18 protein-coding genes and 1 pseudogene are annotated in these 19,504 nt (G+C 64.5%); 8 read left to right on the plus strand and 11 right to left on the minus strand.

Translation table 11 applies throughout. From position 1 onward, the window contains the following. Positions 1–25: 25 nt before the first annotated feature. On the minus strand, positions 26–478 hold the full coding sequence (locus tag POM99_RS00575; protein WP_277274787.1) for a GatB/YqeY domain-containing protein: 453 nt from the start codon (positions 476–478) through the stop codon (positions 26–28). Between the two features lie 157 nt (positions 479–635). On the opposite strand from POM99_RS00575, the gene carA reads away from it, so the two are divergent. Next, positions 636–1,811 (plus strand): glutamine-hydrolyzing carbamoyl-phosphate synthase small subunit, encoded by a 1,176-nt coding sequence (gene carA / locus POM99_RS00580; RefSeq protein WP_277274788.1) that lies wholly within the window; start codon positions 636–638, stop codon positions 1,809–1,811. Positions 1,812–1,963: 152 nt separating this feature from the next. On the opposite strand, the gene POM99_RS00585 is transcribed toward carA, so the two are convergent. Beyond that, positions 1,964–2,314, minus strand: a complete 351-nt coding sequence (locus tag POM99_RS00585; RefSeq protein ID WP_277274789.1) for an endonuclease domain-containing protein — start codon at positions 2,312–2,314, stop codon at positions 1,964–1,966. Positions 2,315–2,379: 65 nt separating this feature from the next. On the opposite strand from POM99_RS00585, the gene carB reads away from it, so the two are divergent. Then, positions 2,380–5,703 carry a carbamoyl-phosphate synthase large subunit gene (carB, locus tag POM99_RS00590; RefSeq protein WP_277274791.1) on the plus strand — a complete coding sequence of 1,108 codons (3,324 nt, stop codon included), beginning with the start codon at positions 2,380–2,382 and terminating at the stop codon, positions 5,701–5,703. Positions 5,704–5,824: 121 nt separating this feature from the next. Beyond that, complete coding sequence (greA, locus tag POM99_RS00595; protein ID WP_277274792.1) at positions 5,825–6,301, plus strand: transcription elongation factor GreA; 477 nt, start codon at positions 5,825–5,827, stop codon at positions 6,299–6,301. 58 nt (positions 6,302–6,359) lie between these two features. Here the strand turns inward: greA and POM99_RS00600 are convergent, their stop codons facing one another. The 5 genes from POM99_RS00600 to POM99_RS00620 all read right to left on the minus strand — a co-directional run bounded on the left by POM99_RS00600 (position 6,360) and on the right by POM99_RS00620 (position 8,451). Continuing rightward, a complete protein-coding gene (locus POM99_RS00600; protein WP_277274793.1) occupies positions 6,360–6,581 on the minus strand; it encodes a DUF4170 domain-containing protein in 222 nt (73 codons plus the stop codon). 99 nt (positions 6,582–6,680) lie between these two features. Then, positions 6,681–7,154 (minus strand): hypothetical protein, encoded by a 474-nt coding sequence (locus tag POM99_RS00605; RefSeq protein ID WP_277274794.1) that lies wholly within the window; start codon positions 7,152–7,154, stop codon positions 6,681–6,683. 1 nt (position 7,155) lies between these two features. Continuing rightward, complete coding sequence (locus POM99_RS00610; protein ID WP_277274795.1) at positions 7,156–7,500, minus strand: hypothetical protein; 345 nt, start codon at positions 7,498–7,500, stop codon at positions 7,156–7,158. Continuing rightward, positions 7,497–7,862 (minus strand): phage holin family protein, encoded by a 366-nt coding sequence (locus POM99_RS00615; protein ID WP_277274796.1) that lies wholly within the window; start codon positions 7,860–7,862, stop codon positions 7,497–7,499. Before POM99_RS00615 ends, POM99_RS00610 begins: the two co-directional genes overlap by 4 nt. Positions 7,863–7,872: 10 nt before the next feature. Beyond that, positions 7,873–8,451: a hypothetical protein gene (locus POM99_RS00620; protein WP_277274797.1), complete on the minus strand. Its 579-nt coding sequence runs from the start codon at positions 8,449–8,451 to the stop codon at positions 7,873–7,875. Positions 8,452–8,689: 238 nt separating this feature from the next. Here POM99_RS00620 and eno point away from each other — a divergent pair, with 238 nt between their 5' ends. Continuing rightward, positions 8,690–9,976, plus strand: coding sequence for a phosphopyruvate hydratase (gene eno / locus POM99_RS00625; RefSeq protein WP_277274798.1), 1,287 nt, complete (start codon positions 8,690–8,692; stop codon positions 9,974–9,976). 1,114 nt (positions 9,977–11,090) lie between these two features. Here the strand turns inward: eno and POM99_RS00630 are convergent. Beyond that, entirely contained in the window at positions 11,091–11,408 is a 318-nt protein-coding gene (locus POM99_RS00630) for a hypothetical protein (RefSeq protein ID WP_277274799.1), read from the minus strand. A 142-nt stretch (positions 11,409–11,550) separates the two neighbouring features. On the opposite strand from POM99_RS00630, the gene POM99_RS00635 reads away from it, so the two are divergent. Then, positions 11,551–12,645, plus strand: coding sequence for a phosphotransferase (locus POM99_RS00635; RefSeq protein ID WP_277274800.1), 1,095 nt, complete (start codon positions 11,551–11,553; stop codon positions 12,643–12,645). Further along, positions 12,639–13,730, plus strand: coding sequence for an Rv3169 family protein (locus POM99_RS00640; RefSeq protein WP_277274801.1), 1,092 nt, complete (start codon positions 12,639–12,641; stop codon positions 13,728–13,730). The genes POM99_RS00635 and POM99_RS00640 overlap by 7 nt, the downstream gene beginning before the upstream one ends. Here the strand turns inward: POM99_RS00640 and ribH are convergent. Both ribH and ribB read right to left on the minus strand, forming a co-directional pair. Beyond that, on the minus strand, positions 13,727–14,146 hold the full coding sequence (gene ribH, locus POM99_RS00645; protein ID WP_277274802.1) for a 6,7-dimethyl-8-ribityllumazine synthase: 420 nt from the start codon (positions 14,144–14,146) through the stop codon (positions 13,727–13,729). The two genes, POM99_RS00640 and ribH, sit on opposite strands and share 4 nt — an antisense overlap. Positions 14,147–14,153: 7 nt before the next feature. Continuing rightward, a complete protein-coding gene (gene ribB, locus POM99_RS00650) occupies positions 14,154–15,425 on the minus strand; it encodes a 3,4-dihydroxy-2-butanone-4-phosphate synthase (protein ID WP_277274803.1) in 1,272 nt (423 codons plus the stop codon). Positions 15,426–15,670: 245 nt separating this feature from the next. Here ribB and POM99_RS00655 point away from each other — a divergent pair. After that, positions 15,671–18,586 (plus strand): annotated as a pseudogene (locus tag POM99_RS00655) (TonB-dependent receptor). A gap of 103 nt (positions 18,587–18,689) precedes the next feature. On the opposite strand, the gene POM99_RS00660 reads toward POM99_RS00655, so the two are convergent. Then, the gene (locus POM99_RS00660) at positions 18,690–19,031 is read right to left on the minus strand and encodes a putative quinol monooxygenase (protein WP_277274805.1); all 342 of its coding nucleotides are present in this window, start codon (positions 19,029–19,031) and stop codon (positions 18,690–18,692) included. Between the two features lie 118 nt (positions 19,032–19,149). On the opposite strand from POM99_RS00660, the gene POM99_RS00665 reads away from it, so the two are divergent. After that, positions 19,150–19,452: a hypothetical protein gene (locus POM99_RS00665; protein WP_277274806.1), complete on the plus strand. Its 303-nt coding sequence runs from the start codon at positions 19,150–19,152 to the stop codon at positions 19,450–19,452. Positions 19,453–19,504 lie beyond the last annotated feature (52 nt).

Consider the following 19,504-nt stretch of genomic DNA (forward strand, 5'->3'; position numbering starts at 1 on the left):
AGGCGGGAGGGGAGATAGCGGAAAATCAGGCCAGGGCCGCTTTGACCAAGGCAGAAGCCTTGCCCATGTCCAGCTGGCTGCCGTGGCTGACCTTCAGCGCGGCGACGACCTTGCCCATGTCCTTCATCCCCGCCGCGCCCGTCTCGGCGATGATTCCGGCGATGATCGCCTTCACTTCGTCTTCCGAAAGCTGCGCCGGCAGGAATTCCTCAATCACCGCCAGCTCGGCCTTCTCCACATCGGCCAGTTCCTGCCGCCCGCCCTGTTCATACAGCGTGATCGATTCGCGGCGCTGCTTGGCCATCTTCTGCAGCACGTCGACCACTACCGTATCGTCATCCGGCACGGTGGCTGCGGTGCGCAGTTCGATGTCCTTGTCCTTCAGCTTGGCGAGGATCAGGCGCACGGCGGCCAGCCGTCCCTTGTCGCCCGCCTTCATTGCAGCAACCTGCGCGGCCTTGATGGTGTCGCGGATCATGTCCATATTCCTGTGGATGCATCGGCGCTGGGGCCGGAAACCTCGTCATGTAGGCGAAACTTTCTGGCTTCGCTAGGTTGACGCTGCGGCGCAGCAGGTCTAGCGGGCGAGCCTTAGCGACATCGCCAGAACCTTTGCTAACGGAGCGCCCCCAATCATGGCCGACCCCGCACTTTCGCACGCGCCTCAACCCGAAGGCGCGACGGGAGTCCTCGTGCTTGCGGATGGGTCTGTGGCGTGGGGACGTGGCTTCGGCGCCACCGGCTCGGCCGTGGGCGAGGTCTGCTTCAACACCGCGATGACCGGGTACCAGGAAGTGATGACCGATCCGTCCTATGCGGCGCAGATCGTCACCTTCACCTTCCCCCACATCGGCAACGTGGGCGTGAATGACGAGGACGTGGAAAGCATCGACGTGCCCGGCGCCGTCGGCTGCGTTGTGCGCGAGGATGTGACCGATCCCGCCAACTTCCGCGCCACCGGCACGCTGCAGCATTGGCTGGCGGGCAAGGGCAAGATCGGCCTTTCCGGGGTGGATACCCGCGCGCTCACCCGCCGCATCCGCCTCTCGGGCGCACCCAACGCGGTGATCGCGCACGATCCCGATGGCCACTTCGATATTCCCGCGCTGGTCGAACAGGCGCGCACCTGGCCGGGCCTCGAAGGCATGGACCTCGCCATCAAGGTAACGCGTGAAGCGCAGGCCGCATGGGAAGGCTCGATCTGGAAGCTGGGCGAGGGCTACACCAAGCCCGAGGGCACTGGTCGTCCGCACGTTGTCGCCATGGACTTTGGCGCCAAGGACAACATCTTCCGCAATCTGGTGAAGGCCGGCGCGGACGTGACCATCGTGCCCGCGGAAACCCCGCTCGAGACGATCCTGTCGCTCAAGCCCGCGGGCGTGTTCCTCTCCAACGGTCCGGGCGATCCTGCCGCCACCGGCGCCTATGCCGTGCCGGTGATCCAGAAGCTGCTCGAGATGGACATGCCGGTCTTCGGCATCTGCCTCGGCCACCAGATGCTCGCGCTCGCCGCCGGCGCGCGCACCACCAAGATGCACCAGGGCCACCGCGGCGCCAACCACCCGGTCAAGCGGCTGGAAGATGGCGTGGTCGAGATCACCTCGATGAACCACGGCTTCGCGGTCGACAACGCTCCAGGCGCTCTGGGGGACAACGTGGTCGAAACCCACGTCTCCCTGTTCGACGGCAGCAACTGCGGCATCGCGGTCAAGGGCAAGCGCGCGTTCGGGGTGCAGTACCACCCAGAGGCGAGCCCCGGTCCGCAGGACAGCTTCTACCTGTTCGAGAAGTTCGTGGGGATGTTGGGGTGATCCACCCCGATTGTATTCGTGCCCCCCTCCCCTGCGGGGAGGGGCCGGGGGTGGGGGAGCGAGGTGCAGCCTCGCGTCCGGCTATCGGGCGTGGGAGCACCACCACCCAGCCTCCCCCTCAAGAGGGAGGGGCAAGTGAAGCATTGGGCTTTTCAGGTTCGGTTTCGGGCGCGATCGGTCTCGATCATCAGCGCGGTGAGGACGCCATCTGTATTGGCAAGGACATCATTGTTCCAGTAGCGGACGATATGGTAGCCGTGCGCCTCGATCATTCGCGTACGGGCAGCGTCGGTGCTGCTGTCAGCGTGCTGCCCACCATCAAGTTCGACGACAAGTTTCAGGCTGCGGCACGCGAAATCCACGATCGCTTTTCCAATCGGGAACTGGCGCGTGAATCTGACGCCAAGCTGTTCGCCTCGAAGCCGCGACCACATTCGTTTTTCCGCTTCCGTAGGATCTTTGCGCAATTTGCGCGCCAGCGGCGTCAGGCGTCTATCGCTCATACGTCGTACACCCCCACCCAACCCTCCCCCTCAAGGGGGAGGGCTTTTATAGCGAAGTCCGCATAATGCCCAAACGCACTGACATCTCCTCGATCCTGATCATCGGCGCCGGGCCGATCATCATCGGCCAGGCCTGCGAGTTCGATTATTCGGGCACGCAGGCGGTCAAGGCGTTGAAGGAGGAGGGCTATCGCATCGTCCTCGTCAACTCCAACCCCGCCACGATCATGACCGATCCCGACATGGCGCACGCCACCTATGTCGAGCCGATCACGCCCGAGATCGTCGCCAAGATCATCGAGAAGGAGCGCCCCGATGCGCTGCTGCCGACGATGGGCGGGCAGACCGCGCTGAACACCGCGCTGGCGCTGTTCAACGATGGCACGCTGGAAAAGTACGGCGTGCAGATGATCGGCGCCAATGCCGATGCCATCGACAAGGCCGAGGATCGCCAGCGCTTTCGCGAGGCGATGGACAAGATCGGGCTGGAATCCGCCCGCTCCGGCGTGGCGCACACGGTGGAAGAGGCGCTGGCCGTGCTGGAAACCACCGGCCTGCCTTCGATCATCCGCCCCAGCTTCACCATGGGCGGCACCGGCGGCGGCATTGCCTACAACAAGGAAGAGTTCGTCAAGATCGTGCGCGGCGGGCTTGAGGCCAGCCCGACCACCGAAGTCCTGATCGAGGAATCGCTCCTCGGCTGGAAGGAATACGAGATGGAGGTCGTGCGTGATCGCAACGACAATGCCATCATCATCTGCTCGATCGAGAACGTGGATCCGATGGGCGTCCACACCGGGGATTCCATCACCGTCGCGCCGGCGCTGACTCTGACGGACAAGGAATACCAGATCATGCGCAACGCCAGCATCGCGGTGCTGCGCGAGATCGGCGTGGAAACCGGCGGGTCGAACGTGCAGTTCGCGGTCAATCCCAAGGACGGCCGCCTGATCGTCATCGAAATGAACCCGCGCGTCTCGCGCTCCTCGGCGCTGGCGTCGAAGGCCACCGGCTTCCCCATTGCCAAGGTCGCGGCCAAGCTTGCCGTGGGCTACACGCTGGACGAGATCGTCAACGACATCACCGGCGCCACCCCGGCCGCGTTCGAACCGACCATCGACTACGTCGTCACCAAGATCCCCCGCTTCGCCTTTGAAAAGTTCAAGGGGGCCGAGCCGAACCTCGGCACCGCGATGAAGTCGGTCGGTGAAGTCATGGCCATCGGCCGCAACTTCAAGGAATCGATGCAGAAGGCGCTGCGCGGGCTTGAAACCGGGCTCGACGGCTTCAACCGCGTGGTCGAGCTGGAAGGCGCCAGCCGTGACGAGATCAACGCGGCGCTCAGCCGCGCCACGCCGGAACGCATCCTCGCCATCGGCCAGGCCTTCCGCGAAGGCTTCACGGTCGAGGATGTCCACGCCGTCACCAAGTACGAACCGTGGTTCCTGCGCCATATTGCCGAGATCATCGCCGAAGAGGCGAAGATCACCGAGAACGGCCTGCCGGTCGATGCTGCTGGCCTGCGCCGGCTGAAGGCCATGGGGTTTTCCGACAAGCGTCTCGCCACGCTGGCGGTGCGCTCGGTCGGCGTTGCCGGCGGCATGGGTGAAACCCAGGCCAAGCGCTCCGGCCTGCTGCACGATGTGCTCTCGGCCATGGCCGGCGCCACCAGCGAGGATGAAGTGCGCGCGCTGCGCCACAAGCTGGGCGTGCGCCCGGTGTTCAAGCGCATCGACAGCTGCGCCGCCGAGTTCGAGGCGGTCACGCCCTACATGTATTCCACCTATGAAGGCGCCCTGTTCGGCGAGCCGGAGAACGAGGCCGCGCCCAGCGACCGCAAGAAGGTGGTGATCCTTGGCGGCGGCCCGAACCGCATCGGCCAGGGCATCGAGTTCGACTATTGCTGCTGCCACGCCTGCTTCGCGCTGGAAGAGGCCGGGTACGAGACCATCATGGTCAACTGCAACCCGGAAACCGTCTCCACCGACTACGACACCTCGGACCGCCTCTACTTCGAACCGCTGACCGCGGAAGACGTGCTGGAAATCCTCGCCGTCGAACAGTCGAAGGGGCAGCTGATGGGCGTGATCGTCCAGTTCGGCGGGCAGACCCCGCTGAAGCTGGCGCAGGCGCTGCAGGACGCGGGCATCCCCATCCTCGGCACCAGCCCGGATTCGATCGACCTTGCCGAAGACCGCGAACGCTTCGCCGCGCTGGTCGAGAAGCTCGGCCTGCTGCAGCCCGCCAACGGCCTTGCGCGCAGCCGGGACGAAGCCGTCGCCGTGGCCAGCCGCATCGGCTACCCCGTGCTGATCCGCCCCAGCTACGTGCTCGGCGGCCGCGCCATGGAGATCGTCGACAGCCAGGCCCAGCTCGATGACTACATCGCCACCGCGGTGCAGGTCTCGGGTGACAGCCCGGTGCTGATCGACCAGTACCTGCGCGACGCGATCGAATGCGACGTCGACGCGCTGGCCGATGGCGACCAGGTCACCGTCGCGGGCGTGATGCAGCACATCGAGGAAGCCGGCATCCATTCGGGTGACAGCGCCTGCACCCTGCCGCCCTACAGCCTGCCGCCCGAGATCATCGCCGAGATGGAGCGCCAGGCGGTGCTGCTGGCCAAGGGCCTCAACGTGCGCGGGCTGATGAACATCCAGTTCGCGGTGAAGGACGGCCAGGTCTATCTCATCGAGGTGAACCCGCGCGCCAGCCGCACCGTGCCCTTCGTCGCCAAGGCCATCGGCCAGCCCATTGCCAAGTTCGCCGCGCGCGTCATGGCGGGGGAAAAGCTGGCCGATCTCCCCGCGATCAAGCGCGAGATCGACTATATGGCGGTGAAGGAAGCCGTGTTCCCCTTCGCCCGCTTCCCCGGCGTGGACCCGGTGCTCTCGCCCGAAATGAAGTCCACCGGCGAAGTCATGGGCGTGGACAGCAACTTCGCCATCGCCTTTGCCAAGTCGCAGCTCGGCGCGGGCACGCGTCTGCCGCAGGGCGGCACGCTGTTCGTCTCGGTGAAGGACAGCGACAAGCCGGTGATCCTGCCCGGCGTGCAGAAGCTTGCCGCGCTCGGCTTCAGGATCGTCGCCACCGGCGGCACCGCGCGCTACCTGGCGGAGCAGGGCGTGGCCGTGGAACAGGTGAACAAGGTGGCCGAAGGGCGCCCGCATATCGTCGATCGCATCATCGACGGCGATATCGCCCTGATCTTCAACACCACCGAAGGCTGGCAGAGCCACAAGGACTCCGCCTCGATCCGCGCCTCCGCGCTCAATGCCAAGGTGCCCTATTTCACCACCGCGGCGGCCTCCATCGCCTCGGCCGAGGCAATCGAGGCATTGCGCACCACCGAACTTGCGGTCCGTTCCCTGCAGGATTATTATAACTGAGCTTCCACGGGTCCCCCTCCCACAGGCGCAAGTGAAATCCCGGTCCGTACGTAGCGGACCGGAGGGGAACGGTTTTCCCTCGGCTGAGTAGCCAAGGGATTGAAAACGAAGAGGAATACGGATGGCCAGTGTCGAAAAGCTGCCGATGCTCCAGGAAGGCTACGAGAAGCTTTTCAGCGAGCTGAAAGCGCTGCGCGAAGAGCGCCCGAAGATCGTCGACGCCATCGAGGAAGCGCGTGCGCATGGCGATCTTTCGGAAAATGCCGAATATCACTCCGCCAAGGAGCGCCAGGGGCAGGTCGAGGCAACGATCGCCGATCTCGAGGACAAGATCAGCCGCGCCCACATCATCGACCCGACCACGCTGTCGGGCGATCGCATCGTGTTCGGCGCCACCGTCACCCTGCTCGATGATGATGACAAGCCGGTGCGCTACCAGATCGTCGGCCAGGCCGAAGCAGACGCCAAGCGCGGCCGCATCAGCTACAACTCGCCGCTTGGCCGCGCGCTGATCGGCCGCAAGGTGGATGACGAGATCGAGGTCACCGTTCCGTCGGGCGACAAGTTCTACGTGGTCGAGAAGATCGAGTTCATCTGAACCGCGAGTTCATCGCCCCAACGAAAAAGGCCCCGGTCACCCGGGGCCTTTTTGCTGTTCAGGCTTCCGGCAGCTTGGGTTCCAGAAGCCGGTGCAGGTGCACGATCACATAACGCATCTCGGCATCGTCAACCGTCCGCTGCGCCGCGCCACGCCAGGCGTCTTCCGCACTGGCATAGTCCGGAAATACGCCGACCATGTCGATGGCCTTCAGATCGACGAATTCGAGGCCCTGCGGGTCTTTCACCCGGCCGCCCATCACAAGGTGGAGCTTCTGCATTCACGCATATCCTTTGGGGGAGGAATCGTGTGTGCCACTGACAAAAAGGCGAGTGGCTGGCAAGACCGACCAAAGGCCTATGCCAGCCTTTGTTGCCCGTTAATGCCGAATTTTCGAGGCGATTTCACCAGCGCGCTTCATCGCCGCCTCGCCAGCGGCCTTTGCACCGGCCAGCGCGATGTCGGCCATGTCCGCCGCGCGCTTCTTCGCCTCGGCCCCGCCTTCGCTCAGCTTTCCGCCCACGGTGCCGCCAATCTCCTCGATCTTGCCCACGCCGTCCTTGCCTGCTTCGGCTGCCTTTGCGGCATAGGCCATGGCCAGTTCCGCGCCCACCATCGCCAGCTTGCCCAGCCGCGAAGGACCCTCGGCGATCACGTCGCGCGTCGATCGCTTGCGCCGTGATAGAACGCCCGCCACCAGCGCGCCCAGCACCAGGCCGCCGGCCACTGCCGCCATCGGGTTCTCCTTCACGAAATCGCCCGCCTTGCGCGCCGTATCGGTGGCGATGTCCGCGCCGCGGTTCTTCGCCTGCTCGATCTTCTCGCGCAGGCGTGCGTTGGTTTCCTCGCTCACATCAATCTCCTTTGAACGGCAGCCAGTCGGCCAGCCTGTCGGACCATGTCTCCGGCTCGCCCGCCGGCAGCCATGGCTGCACCACATTCCATAACGGGCCCCTGAACAGCCAGCCGACCAGCGCCGCCACGGTGATTCCGATCACCGCCTTGTTGTCGCTGGCCACGGCCACGGCCTCGTCCACCACGTCAAAGGCCTGCTCGGTCGCCCGGTCCTTGATGCGCTGGCCGATCGGCTTGGCTTCCAGCCCGCCTTTCAGCCGCGCCATATCCTGCTTCACCAGCGCCCAGGCCTCGGTCCGCAGCGCGCGCGCCTCGATCAGCGCCTGCTCGTCGCGCGCGCTCATGGCTTGTCTCCCATGATCACCGCCCGCGCCTTGCGGAACCGGCCCACCGCGGCGAAGAAGCATCCGCCCGCCACCGCGGTCAGGGCCAGGGTCATGATCGCGGTCGCCCACCACGGGCCCACCAGCGTTGACAGCGCGAAAAGCAGACCCACCACCAGCGCCACCAGCACGAAGAACGCGCAGAACAGCGCCGCCAGCAGCAGCAGCGCGATGCCCTTGGCCCGGTTCCAGCCATAGGCGGCGCGCTGCTTCTGAAAGCTCAGCTCCGCCTCGACCAGCGTCTGCCCGTCTTCCAGAAGCGCGCGCAGTCCTTCGCTCAGCGATGCGCCTGCATCGCCCGTCTTGGTTTCGGTTTCGCTCACGCCGCGCCGATCAGGCGTCGTTGGACGAGCCGCGGAACAGCCGCGCGAACATGTAGCCCGCCACCGCGGCAATGCCGATGGCGGTTGCCGGGCTCTTGCGCACAAAGCTCTTCACGTCCTCGCCCAGCTCGGCAAAGTCCTTGGATTCCAGGCTCGCCGCGGCTTCCTGCACGCTGCGCGCCGCGCTGCGGGCATAATCGCCGTATTGCACGCCCAGCTTCTCGTCGATCGTCGTTGCGCTGGTGGAAATCGTGTTGCCCAGCAGGCCCAGCGCGTCGCTGGCCTTGCTCTTGCCCTGCTTGGCAAGTTCCAGGCCCTTTTCCTTGGCCTGCACGGCAAAGGCGTTGGCCTGCTCGGTCCAGTCGCTGGCGGCGCCGGCGGCCTTTTCCTTCGCCGCGGCAGTGCGGTCCAGCGCCTCACCCTTCAGCGCTTCAACGCCGGCCTTGGCCTCTTCGATCGCCTTGCCAAAGCGGCCCTTGGCCTCGCTAAGGTTTGCCGATGCGGTGCTTTCGGCGGCGCCATCGCTCAGCGGGATGGCTGGGACGTCCGGAGCCGTCGGGGCCTTCGTGGTGGTGTCGATGTCAGCCATGGAGACATTCCTTCTGATGCGATTCTGCGGGCCGGCGCGCGCTGTGCGAGCTTAGCCCAAGGCACTTGGTGTTGCACATGCGTATTCGCAATGCACCCGGTTGCGGTTTCGGGGTTAACGCGGCTTGCCTGCGCGGGTTCCAGCCGATAGGAGCGCGGCAAACCAACGATGTCCAGAGCCTAATTCCGCCGGACGTGCGCCACGGTGCGCCGTATTCCGGCTCTTCAGGGAGCAAGCCATGACCGCGATCATCGATATCCACGCGCGCGAAATCCTCGACAGCCGTGGCAACCCCACTGTCGAAGTGGACGTGCTGCTCGAAGACGGCTCGTTCGGCCGCGCTGCCGTGCCCTCGGGCGCGTCCACCGGCGCGCATGAAGCGGTCGAACTGCGCGATGGAGACAAGACGCGCTACCTGGGCAAGGGCGTGACCAAGGCCGTCACCGCCGTGAACAGCGATATTGCCGAACTGCTCACCGGCATGGACGCCGAAGATCAGCGCGACCTCGATCTTGCCATGATCGAACTCGATGGCACCGAGAACAAGGGCCGCCTTGGCGCCAACGCCATCCTCGGCACCAGCCTCGCCTGTGCCAAGGCTGCGGCCGATGCGCGCGGCCTGCCGCTTTACAGCTATGTCGGCGGCGTTTCCGCGCATGTCCTGCCGGTGCCGATGATGAACATCATCAACGGCGGCGAACATGCCGACAACCCGATCGACTTCCAGGAATTCATGATCATGCCGGTCGGCGCGCCCTCGCTGGCCGAAGCCGTGCGCTGGGGCGCGGAAGTGTTCCACACCCTGAAGAAGGGCCTGCATGAAAAGGGCCTCGCCACCGGCGTGGGTGACGAAGGCGGCTTTGCCCCCAATATCGCCAGCACCCGCGATGCGCTCGATTTCGTCATGGCCTCGATCGAAAAAGCCGGGTTCAAGCCGGGCACCGATATCGTGCTGGCGCTGGACTGCGCCGCCACCGAATTCTTCAAGAACGGCAAGTACGAAATCAGCGGCGAAGGCCTCTCGCTCTCGCCCGAAGCCATGGCCGATTATCTCGCCGCGCTGTGTGATGCCTATCCGATCAAGTCGATCGAGGACGGCATGAGCGAAGACGATTTCGAAGGCTGGGCCGCGCTCACCGCCAAGGTCGGCAAGAAGGTGCAGCTGGTGGGTGACGATCTCTTCGTCACCAACCCCAAGCGCCTGACCATGGGCATCGGCAAGGGCCTCGCCAACTCGCTGCTGGTCAAGGTCAACCAGATCGGCACGCTTACCGAAACGCTCGAAGCCGTCTCCATCGCCCAGCGCAACGGCTACACCGCGGTGATGAGCCACCGCTCGGGCGAAACCGAGGACGCCACCATCGCCGATCTCGCCGTCGCCACCAACTGCGGCCAGATCAAGACCGGCTCGCTCGCCCGTTCGGACCGGTTGGCCAAGTACAACCAACTGATCCGCATCGAAGAAGAACTCGGCCGCAACGCCGCCTACGCCGGCGCGGGCGCGTTCGGGCGTTTGGCCGGGTAAGGCCGACCACGATCCTCCCCCGCTGGGGGAGGTGGCAGCCGCAGGCTGACGGAGGGGGTGCGTAACAGCGCCCCTTTTCGTATCCTGAAACCCGCCCCTCATGCGCACCTGGATGGGGCGAGGGCGCGTATCGAGACACCAAAAACCCAACCTCGTCGTTGCGAGAAGGCAAAGCCGACGAAGCAATCCAGAGCGGGCACAAGCTGCCCCTGCATGCCGCACCCACGTTCGGCGGCTTGCAATGACGACCGAAGGCGGTTGAATCTCCAGTCGGTCAGGTCTCGCCCTCGGTTGGCGCTGAAATGCGAAGCCAATGGTACAATTTCTCGCAGAGTCTGCCGAGAGAAAGGAGACTGCAAAGACCCCGCTCGTGTCGAGCGAATTCGAGACACCGCGCGCTTCCGCTAACTGCTATGGCCTTGCACAGCATCTCTCCGGATCACCGATTTGTCGCCACACCAATCCGACATGGGGCTGACAGCTCATGTTCGTGTCGGTTACAGCCGGTTCCGAATGTGCGGAGGGGAAAACCAAGTGCGGCAGACCTTTGCATTCCTTGTATCGCTCGCTGCTCTCAGCCTGAATGGCTGAAAGGGTTCAAGGCAACCTGCAGGACCAGCCAACACGGAGTCCGACCAGCCTCACATTTTCCTGATCGCCCGGTGGATAGCCTCTTTCCTTCAGCAACTGAGGTTCGCCGGCTCGTTGAGGTGTCGCTGAGCACAGAGCCCACCAACGTTCAGTGGGATTGACGCGTTGGCACGGACGGCCGCCCCAATTCGTCTCTCCCCGGCGCTCACCTTCGTCCCTGCGTCCCTGCGAGAGAACTCTCATCCAACGCTCCGGACGAGACACCGCCGCGAAGCCTTTGATAACAGACACGTCCGTTATTAAAAAATTCCGCTTTCCTACACTGCGCGACGAAGTTATGTTCCTCATATGTTCTTTGAAATGGTCAAGCGTCATGGCGCAAGTCACGGGTATCGCGGCATTTTCTGCGCGATGGGCCGGCGGCGATTCCCGACGAATTCGGCCCTTCAGCGCCGCCACCCGATTTCACCCATTGGACAGTGTCAACTGTGTCAACCTCGCCCCGCCGCTTCCCAACGGGTCATCAGCCAATCGCGCGGTCCTCGGCCTTCATGTTCTCCTTCGCTTCCTCGGCGATTTCCTCAGCCTTTTCGATCTCGCGCTTCTTGGTGGGGCTCAGCAGGTATTGCCACGCGCCCCAGGCGTTCACCGCCAGCAGCAGGGCGTTCTGGACGGCGATGGGCATGGTCTGGTTAGTGAGGCCCGAGACGATCCAGGCGATCGACACGGCCATGAACAGCACGAAGCCCCAGCCGGTCCAGCGCCGGCCGAGGTCCGCCGCGATCATCGCCGCGGCCACGATCGCACCGATCGCGCCGAACCATTCCAGCGGGCCGTCCATACCGGTCTCCTGTTGTCGTTGTCGCGGCCGGGATGGAACGGCGCGGTTTCGCCGCCGGTTCCATCGGGGCGCCTTAAGCGGTCGGTTAAATATCGCTTCACAACGTGCCCGCTCTCTGCCAGCCTAGCTGCGGGAGAGAAATATGGACGCATTTCCACGCAACCCCGGAGAGGTCACTCCCGGCTGGATCGAAGGCCATCTGCGCGCCGCGGGGCTGCTGGGCGAGGCGCGAATCACCGGGCTGGGCTGGCAACCCATCGGCACCGGCCAAGTGGGAGAAACGGCGCGGTTCACGCTGGCATACGATCGGCCCTGCGCGGCCCCGGTGACACTGGCGGGCAAGTTCGCCTCGACCGATCCCACCAGCCGCCACACCGCCGCGACCATGCGCCTCTATGCCAAGGAGGTGCACTTCTACCGCCATGTCGCTCCGCTGCTCGACGTGCGCGTACCCTGCGTCTTCGCTGCGGAGATCGACGCGGCGGGCGCGGAATTCGTGCTGCTGTTCGAAGATCTCGGCCCTGCGCGCGGAGGCAACCAGCTGGAAGGTTGCTCGCTCGCCGATGCGCGGGCGGCAGTGGTGCAGGCGGCGGCGATCCACGCGCCCACCCGCAACCTGCCGGCGGTGGTCAGCGAGCCCGCGCTGCGCCTGCCGCCCGAGCTGCTGGCCCACATTGTCACGCTCTACCACCAGGCCCACGCCGTGTTCCGCGAACGCTACGACGGGCTGCTCGCGCCCGAGCTGATGGCAGTGGCTGACCGACTGGACGCGCTGGCCGAGGGCTTCTTCCACCGAGAACTGCCAGACCAGGGCCTGACCCACGGCGACTTCCGGCTGGACAACATGCTGTTCGACATCCGCAGTGGGGTGGAGCCAATCGCGGTGGTGGACTGGCAGACCTGCTCCCCCGGTTGTGCGATGAACGATCTGGGCTACTTCATGGGCTGCGGCATCGGCAGCGCGCTGCGCCGCCCGCACGAGGCGGAACTGCTGGACCTCTATGCCGCAGAGATGACCCGGCGTGGGGCGCCGACGACGCGGGCGGGGCTGTGGAACCGCTATCGCATCGGCGCGCTGCATGGCGTGTCCACCGCGGTATTTTCCAGCGCCTTCGTGGTGCGGACCGAGCGCGGCGACGCCAACTTCCTGTCGATGGCGCGCGGCGCCTGCGAACTGGCCGCCGAGCATGACGGCATCGGCGCGCTCAGCGCCTTTCTGGAGACTGGACGATGCTGACCAGGGGCGACGACTTTCCACTGCACCAGACGAGCGAGCCGGTGGCCTATGCCGGCACCGACCGCAACTTCTACGACCGCTACTTCTTCAACGGCTATGCCCCCGATGGCTCGGGCTTCTTCGCCGCGGCCTTTGGCGTGTACCCGCACCTCAACGTGGCGGACGCACACTTCTGCGTGATCCGCAACGGGGTGCAGCACTGCGTCCACGCCTCGCGCGAGCTGAACATGGAGCGGATGGACCTGAGCGTCGGCCCGATCTCGATCGAGGTGGTGGAGCCGCTGCGGCAGCTGGCGGTGCGGGTTGAGGGGGAGGGTATCGCTGCGGAGATTCGCTTTACCGGCCGCGCCTTTCCCATCGAGGAGCCGCGCTTCATCCACCGCATCGGCCCGCGCACATTCATGGACTATACCCGGCTGACCCAGAATGGGCACTACGAAGGCTGGATCGAGGTGGACGGTGTGCGCGAGGCGCTGGCGGCGGGGACGGCGGGTACGCGCGACCGCAGCTGGGGCGTGCGTCCTGTCGGGACGAGCGACGCGCAGCCACACGGCCACGGGGTGACGCCGCAGTTCTTCTGGCAATGGACGCCGGTCAACCTGCCCGCCCGCAGCCTGTTCTTCCACATCAATGCCGACCGGCACGGCGCGCCGTGGAACACCCGCGCGGTGATCGCGCCGGATGGGGCGGGGCACGACGGTTTCTTCGAGACGCCCGCCGCGACGATGGACAGCACCATGCAGCCCGGCACGCGCTGGCCGTCCCGCGGTGCGCTTACGGTGCAGGGCGCCGACGGCCCGCTGGAGTTGCGGTTCGAGCCGCTGGTGCGCTTCCAGATGAAGGGGCTGGGCTACACCAGTCCGAAGTGGGGGCACGGTCTGTATCACGGGCCGCTGGCCGTGGAGCGCGAGGATATCGTGCTGGATGCGGTGGAGCCGATGGCGCAGACGCTGGACAACCTGCACGTGCAGATCGTGTGCCGGGTCACCACCAGCGCCGGGGAGACCGGCGCCGGGGTGTTCGAACAGCTGGTGATCGGGCCCTACGCGCCGTGGGGCCTGAACGAGTTCTTCGACGCCGGTTAGGCGTACTTCTCGCGCAGCGCGAGGAGGGCCAGCGCCGCCTTGGCCGCTTCGCCGCCCTTGTCCTTCTGCGCCGGGTCGGCACGGACCAGCGCCTGCGCCTCGTTCTCCACGGTCAGGATGCCGTTGCCAATCGCCAGGCCGTCCATGGTCAGCGCCATCACTCCGCGCGCGCTTTCGCCCGCCACGATCTCGAAGTGATAGGTCTCGCCGCGGATCACCACACCGATGGCGACATAGCCGTCGTAGTCGCCCGACTGGTCAGCCAGGGCGATGGCGCCCGGGATCTCCAGCGCGCCGGGCACGGTGAGCACTTCCGCCTGGTGCCCGGCGGCCTTGATCGCGGCCTTGGCGCCGGCGACCAGCATGTCGTTGAGATGGTCGTAGAAACGGGCTTCGACGATCAGGAACTTGGCCACGGTACAGTTACTCCACGGAGATCGGCTGTTCGCCGACGATGTTGATGCCGTAGCCTTCGATGGCGACCACGTTGCGGTGGGCATTGGTCAGCAGGATCATGTCGTGCACGCCCATGTCGGCCAGGATCTGCGCGCCGATGCCGTAGCTGCGCAGGTCCATGCTGTCACCACCCGCTCCGGAGGTTTCCTTGATCAGCTGGTCGGGCGCATCAGGCATAAGCAGCACGATCAGGCCGGAACCGGTCTTGCCGATCTCCCCCATCGCGCGCTGCAGGATGCGCTTGCGCGGACCGGGCTGGCCAAGCACGTCCGAAAAGATCGACATGCCGTGCATGCGGACAAGTGTCGGCTTGTCGGCTTCGACGGCACCCTTCTGCAGGACGAGGTGGATGGAGCCATCAACCTTGTTGCGATAGGTGCGAATGGTCCAGTCCCCGCCGTAATCGGATTCGAAGGGGGCGTGGCTGATGCACTCCACCAGGTGGTCGTTCCGGCGGCGGTATTCGATCAGGTCGCGGATCGTGCCCATCTTCAACCCGTGGCGGCGGGCGAAGGGGACAAGGTCATCCATCCGCGCCATGGTGCCATCGTCCTTCATGATCTCGCAGATCACGCCCGAGGGGTTGAGACCGGCAAGGCGGGAGATATCGACTGCGGCCTCGGTATGCCCCGCGCGGACGAGCACGCCGCCATCGCGGGCGATCAGCGGGAAGACGTGGCCAGGGGTGACGATGTCGTCACGGGTCTTGGAGGCATCGATGGCGACCGAGACGGTGCGGGCGCGGTCGGCAGCGGATATGCCGGTGGTCACGCCCTCGCGCGCTTCGATCGAAACGGTGAAGGCGGTTTCGTGCCGGGTGCCGTTGTTGCGGCTCATCAGTTCCAGCCCCAGCTGTTCGCAGCGGGTGCGGGGCAGGGTGAGGCAGATCAGCCCGCGGCCATGGGTGGCCATGAAGTTGATCGCATCGGGCGTGGCCATCTGCGCGGGGATGACGAGATCGCCCTCGTTCTCGCGGTCCTCGTCATCCACCAGGATGAACATCCGGCCGTTGCGGGCTTCCTCGATGATCTCCTCGATCGGCACGAGGGCCGGCGCGTCGTCACCTTCGGTCAGCACGCGCTCAAGCTTGGCCAGGGTGTCTGCTGTAGGGTTCCAGCTGTCCAGCGTCACGTCACGCAGGGTGTTGGCGTGGAGCCCCGCAGCACGGGCAAGCCCTGAGCGGGACATGCCGCCTTCGGTAACGAGTCGACGGATACGGTCGATGAGGTCACTGGACATGATTCGCGTCTTTCACATTGCGATGTGATATTGGGATACGAGATTCACATCGTAACGTCAAACCCTGCCAACCTGATTCGGGCGTTCGCGTTCGATCGTAGCTTGAAGGTCACAGCTGTAACCAGTTTCCGCTACGTAAACGGCAGATTTTAAATAACCGGTTGACAACTAACTTCGCCGGATATGTCCTGCGTTTCGGAAGCCCGCGAGAACGACGGGCTCCGCTGGAGAGAGAGGTCTGTACTATGAGGGGCAAGCTTTCCCTGCTCGCTGGCGTGTGCGTTGCCGCCATCGCAAACCCGGCCTTTGCGCAGGATGCGGCCGGCGAACCCGACGGCATCCAGGAAATCATCGTGACCGCGCAGCGCCAGTCTCAGCGCCTGCAGGACGTGCCGATTGCGGTGTCGGCGTTCTCGTCGGAAATGCTCAAGAAGCAGCAGATCAACAATTCGAGCGATCTCCAGCTCTCGCTGCCGAACGTGACGTTCACCAAGACGAACTTCACCAGTTCCAGCTTCACCATCCGCGGCATCGGCGACCTGTGCGTGGGCGCATCTTGCGACACCGCCACCGGCATCCACCTGAACGACATGCCGATGGTTTCGAGCCGCCTGTTCGAAACCGAGTTCTTCGATCTTGAACGGCTGGAAGTGCTGCGCGGCCCGCAGGGCACGCTGTTTGGCCGCAACGCGACCTCGGGCGTGGTCAACGTGATCACCGCCAAGCCCGACCTGAGCGGTTTTTCCGCATCGGGTGAAGCCGAATACGGCAACTACAATTCGTATCGCATTCGCGGCATGATCAACGTGCCAATCGGTGAGACGCTGGGCCTGCGCGTGGCAGGCCTGTACAACAAGCGCGACGGATATACCTACAACATCAACACCGACAGCCGCATCGACGGCCGTGACATGTTTGCGATCCGCGGATCACTGCGCTGGGAGCCGGGCCCGAACACCACGATAGACCTTTCAGCGTACTACTTCCGCGAAGATGATGATCGCAGCCGCATCCAGAAGCAGCTTTGCCATCGCGACCCTACCGGCATCCTGGGCTGCTTGCCCGACCGGCTTGCCAATGAAACCACCAACGGCAATGCGACATTGGCCGGCTTGATCAGCTCCAACGAGTTCATGGGCATCGCTGTCAGCCCGGCTTTCGCAGCGTTGGGGCTTGGCAGCCTTTATGGCCCGGACAAGTTCACCGGCGTGGTCAATCCGACTGATCCCCGCACCGTCAACATCGACTACCTGCCGACTTACTTCGCCAAGGAGGAGGTCTATCAGCTGAAAGTGCAGCAGAAGCTGGGCGACCAGCTGAACTTCAGCTTCACCGGCGGCTATACCCGCAACGAAGTGCGCAGCCGGACCGATTACAACCTTGCGGTTGAAAACAGCTATGTCGGCAATCCTGGGCTCTTTGCGCTGGCGGCGTTTGCCAATGCGCCGGGCCTTGGCACGTTCTTCAAGCCCATCGCCGACCGGCTGATCCCCAACGGCCCGACCGGCAACATCTGCCAGTCCGATGTCGATTACAACGACGTGGGCATCTACGGCCAAGGCAAGGCGCTGTGCGCGCCGACTTCGCTCGATTTCGACGAATCCGGGCTGAAGTACACGCAGTGGGCAGCCGAAGGGCACATCGACAGCAGCTTCGACGGGATGTTCAACTTCCTGCTTGGTGCCAACTATGTGCGCGGCGAGACCAAGAACAACGACTATTTCGTCAATGCCTTCGGCCTCGATTACGCCTCGGGCATCCTCGGCGCGGCGGCCGCGGCTTCGGGCGCGACCGGCGGCATCCCTGTGTTCCGTCCCTCGCCCTTCTATCATTCGGATTCGCGCAAGGCGACACTGAACAGCTATGGCATCTTCGGCGAAGCCTATTTCAAGTTCAGCGACAAGCTGAAGCTGACGCTGGGCGGGCGCTACAACCACGACTCCAAGACGCTGCAGGCGCGCACGCTGCTGTTCAGCGATGGACGTTCAACCGAATTCACCGGTGGCAACGCCATCTTTGCGCCGTTCGGTGTAAGCGACATCACCCAGGCCCTGAACTGGGCGACAGCCGACTTTGACAAGTCCACAATCGCGATCGAGCCGTGGCAGGAGAACAAGGTTACCTTCAGCAAGATGACCGGACGAGCGGTGCTGGACTACCAGATCTCGTCCGACAACCTGGTCTACCTGTCCTATTCGCGCGGCTACAAGTCGGGCGGCATCAACCCGCCGCTCTCGGTGGGGGATGTGAACAACACCTTCCGCTCAGAGTAGGTGGACGCATTTGAAATCGGATCGAAGAACCGCTTCGGCGCGATGCAGCTGAACCTTTCGGCCTTCTACTACAAGTACAAGGACCTGCAGCTCAGCCGCATCATCTCGCGCACCTCGGTCAACGACAACATCGATGCCGACATCTATGGCATCGAGGCCGAGGCAATCATTTCTCCGACCCGCGATTTCCGTGTGAACATCAACGCCAGCTACCTGAAAACCAAGGTAAAGGGCGACCAGTTCTTCATCGATCCGCGCGACGTTTCGGCAGGCCGTGACGACACGGTGATCATCAAGGACATCACGCTGGGTTCCAACTGCGCCGTCACCAGCAAAGTTGGCAGTGCGGCTGCGGCCAACACCTTTGTGAACACCGTAAACGGTGCAATTGGCCTGCGAGGTACGACAGCGATTCCGAGCACGAACACAACGGGTGCCTTCTCGATCTGTAATGTGCTGGCGGGCCAGGCTGCGAATATCGGTGGCCTGTTCGGCGGGATCGATGTGACCAGTGGCGTCGCCAAGAACGTGCGCGGCAACGAGCTGCCGCAGGCACCCACCATCAAGTGGTCAGCCGGCGCGGAATACACGCTGCACGCCGGTGACGTCTCGATCACGCCCCGCTTTGACCTGAACTTTACTGGCGAAAGCTATGGCACGATCTTCAACGGCGCCATCAACCGCATCCCGGCCTATCTGGTGGGCAACGCGCAGATCCAGGTGAACGGCAAGGACAGCCGCTGGTACCTGCGCGGGTTCATCCAGAACATCTGGAACAACAACGCCACGACCGGCCTCTATGTGACCGACCAGTCATCGGGCCTGTTCACCAACATCTTCACGCTGGAACCGCGCCGCTACGGCATCGCCGCTGGCTTCAAGTTCTGATCTGAACAGGGGGCGGCCCATGACCGGTGGGCCGCAGCAGGGAACGCGCCGGGGGGAAACCTCCGGCGCTTTTCCGTCGAGAGGCCAGTCGGACGCCCGGCGCTCAGAAGAAATCCGCGCGCGGGGTGCCTTCGCCATCATAGACGCCCTGCTTCTGGACGACGCGGTACTTGTCGACCTCGGCCCCGGTCATGCCCGAGGCGAAGAGATAGTCCGCCATCTGGCGATAGAGCGGGCCGGCAAGGTGATCGGTGAGGGACTGCACCGATTCCCATTCCTCGAACACCCACATGCGCCCTTGCTGCACCGGGTCCGCGGTCCAGACATAATGGATGCAGCCGGGCTCTTCATAGGTGGGGGCGATCAGGTGGGTGGCGCCGCGCAGGATTGCGGTCACATCCTTTCCTTCGAAATCCAGCCAGCCGAACAGGGTTACCCGCTCCATCATCTTGTCCTTTCGCTTGGAATTGCGAGACTGGGTAGGCTGCGGGGCGGGGCGGTGAAATTGGCCTTTGCAACAGGGACCTGCGGCCAACCGCGGGCGCAACGGGAGAGAAAAAGCAATGAACGACATGCTGGACAGCGCTGCACCGCTGATCGGGCTGCTGGGGCTGATCGGCTTCGCGGGGCTTGCCGGCCTGCGCAACAGGCCCGATCCGGCGAGGCCAGGCGCAGGGGTGCGGCTGATGGGCCTGTTTGGCCTGACCGGCCTGGTAGGGCTGTGGGTGCCCGGCGCGGGGGCGATCGGCGCTTCCGGTGCGCTGGGATTGTGGAACCACCAGGATCGCAGGTTGGCTCGCTGGGGTACGGCGGGGCTTAGCGCCGTGCTGGGCCTGCCCTACCTTGTCCGCTGGGCGATGGGGTGACGGAACGAGATTCGATCTTCGACGCCCAGCAAGGCAGGAGGGTCGGAATCCG

Source organism: Novosphingobium cyanobacteriorum, assembly GCF_029436685.1.
Taxonomy (GTDB): domain Bacteria; phylum Pseudomonadota; class Alphaproteobacteria; order Sphingomonadales; family Sphingomonadaceae; genus Novosphingobium; species Novosphingobium cyanobacteriorum.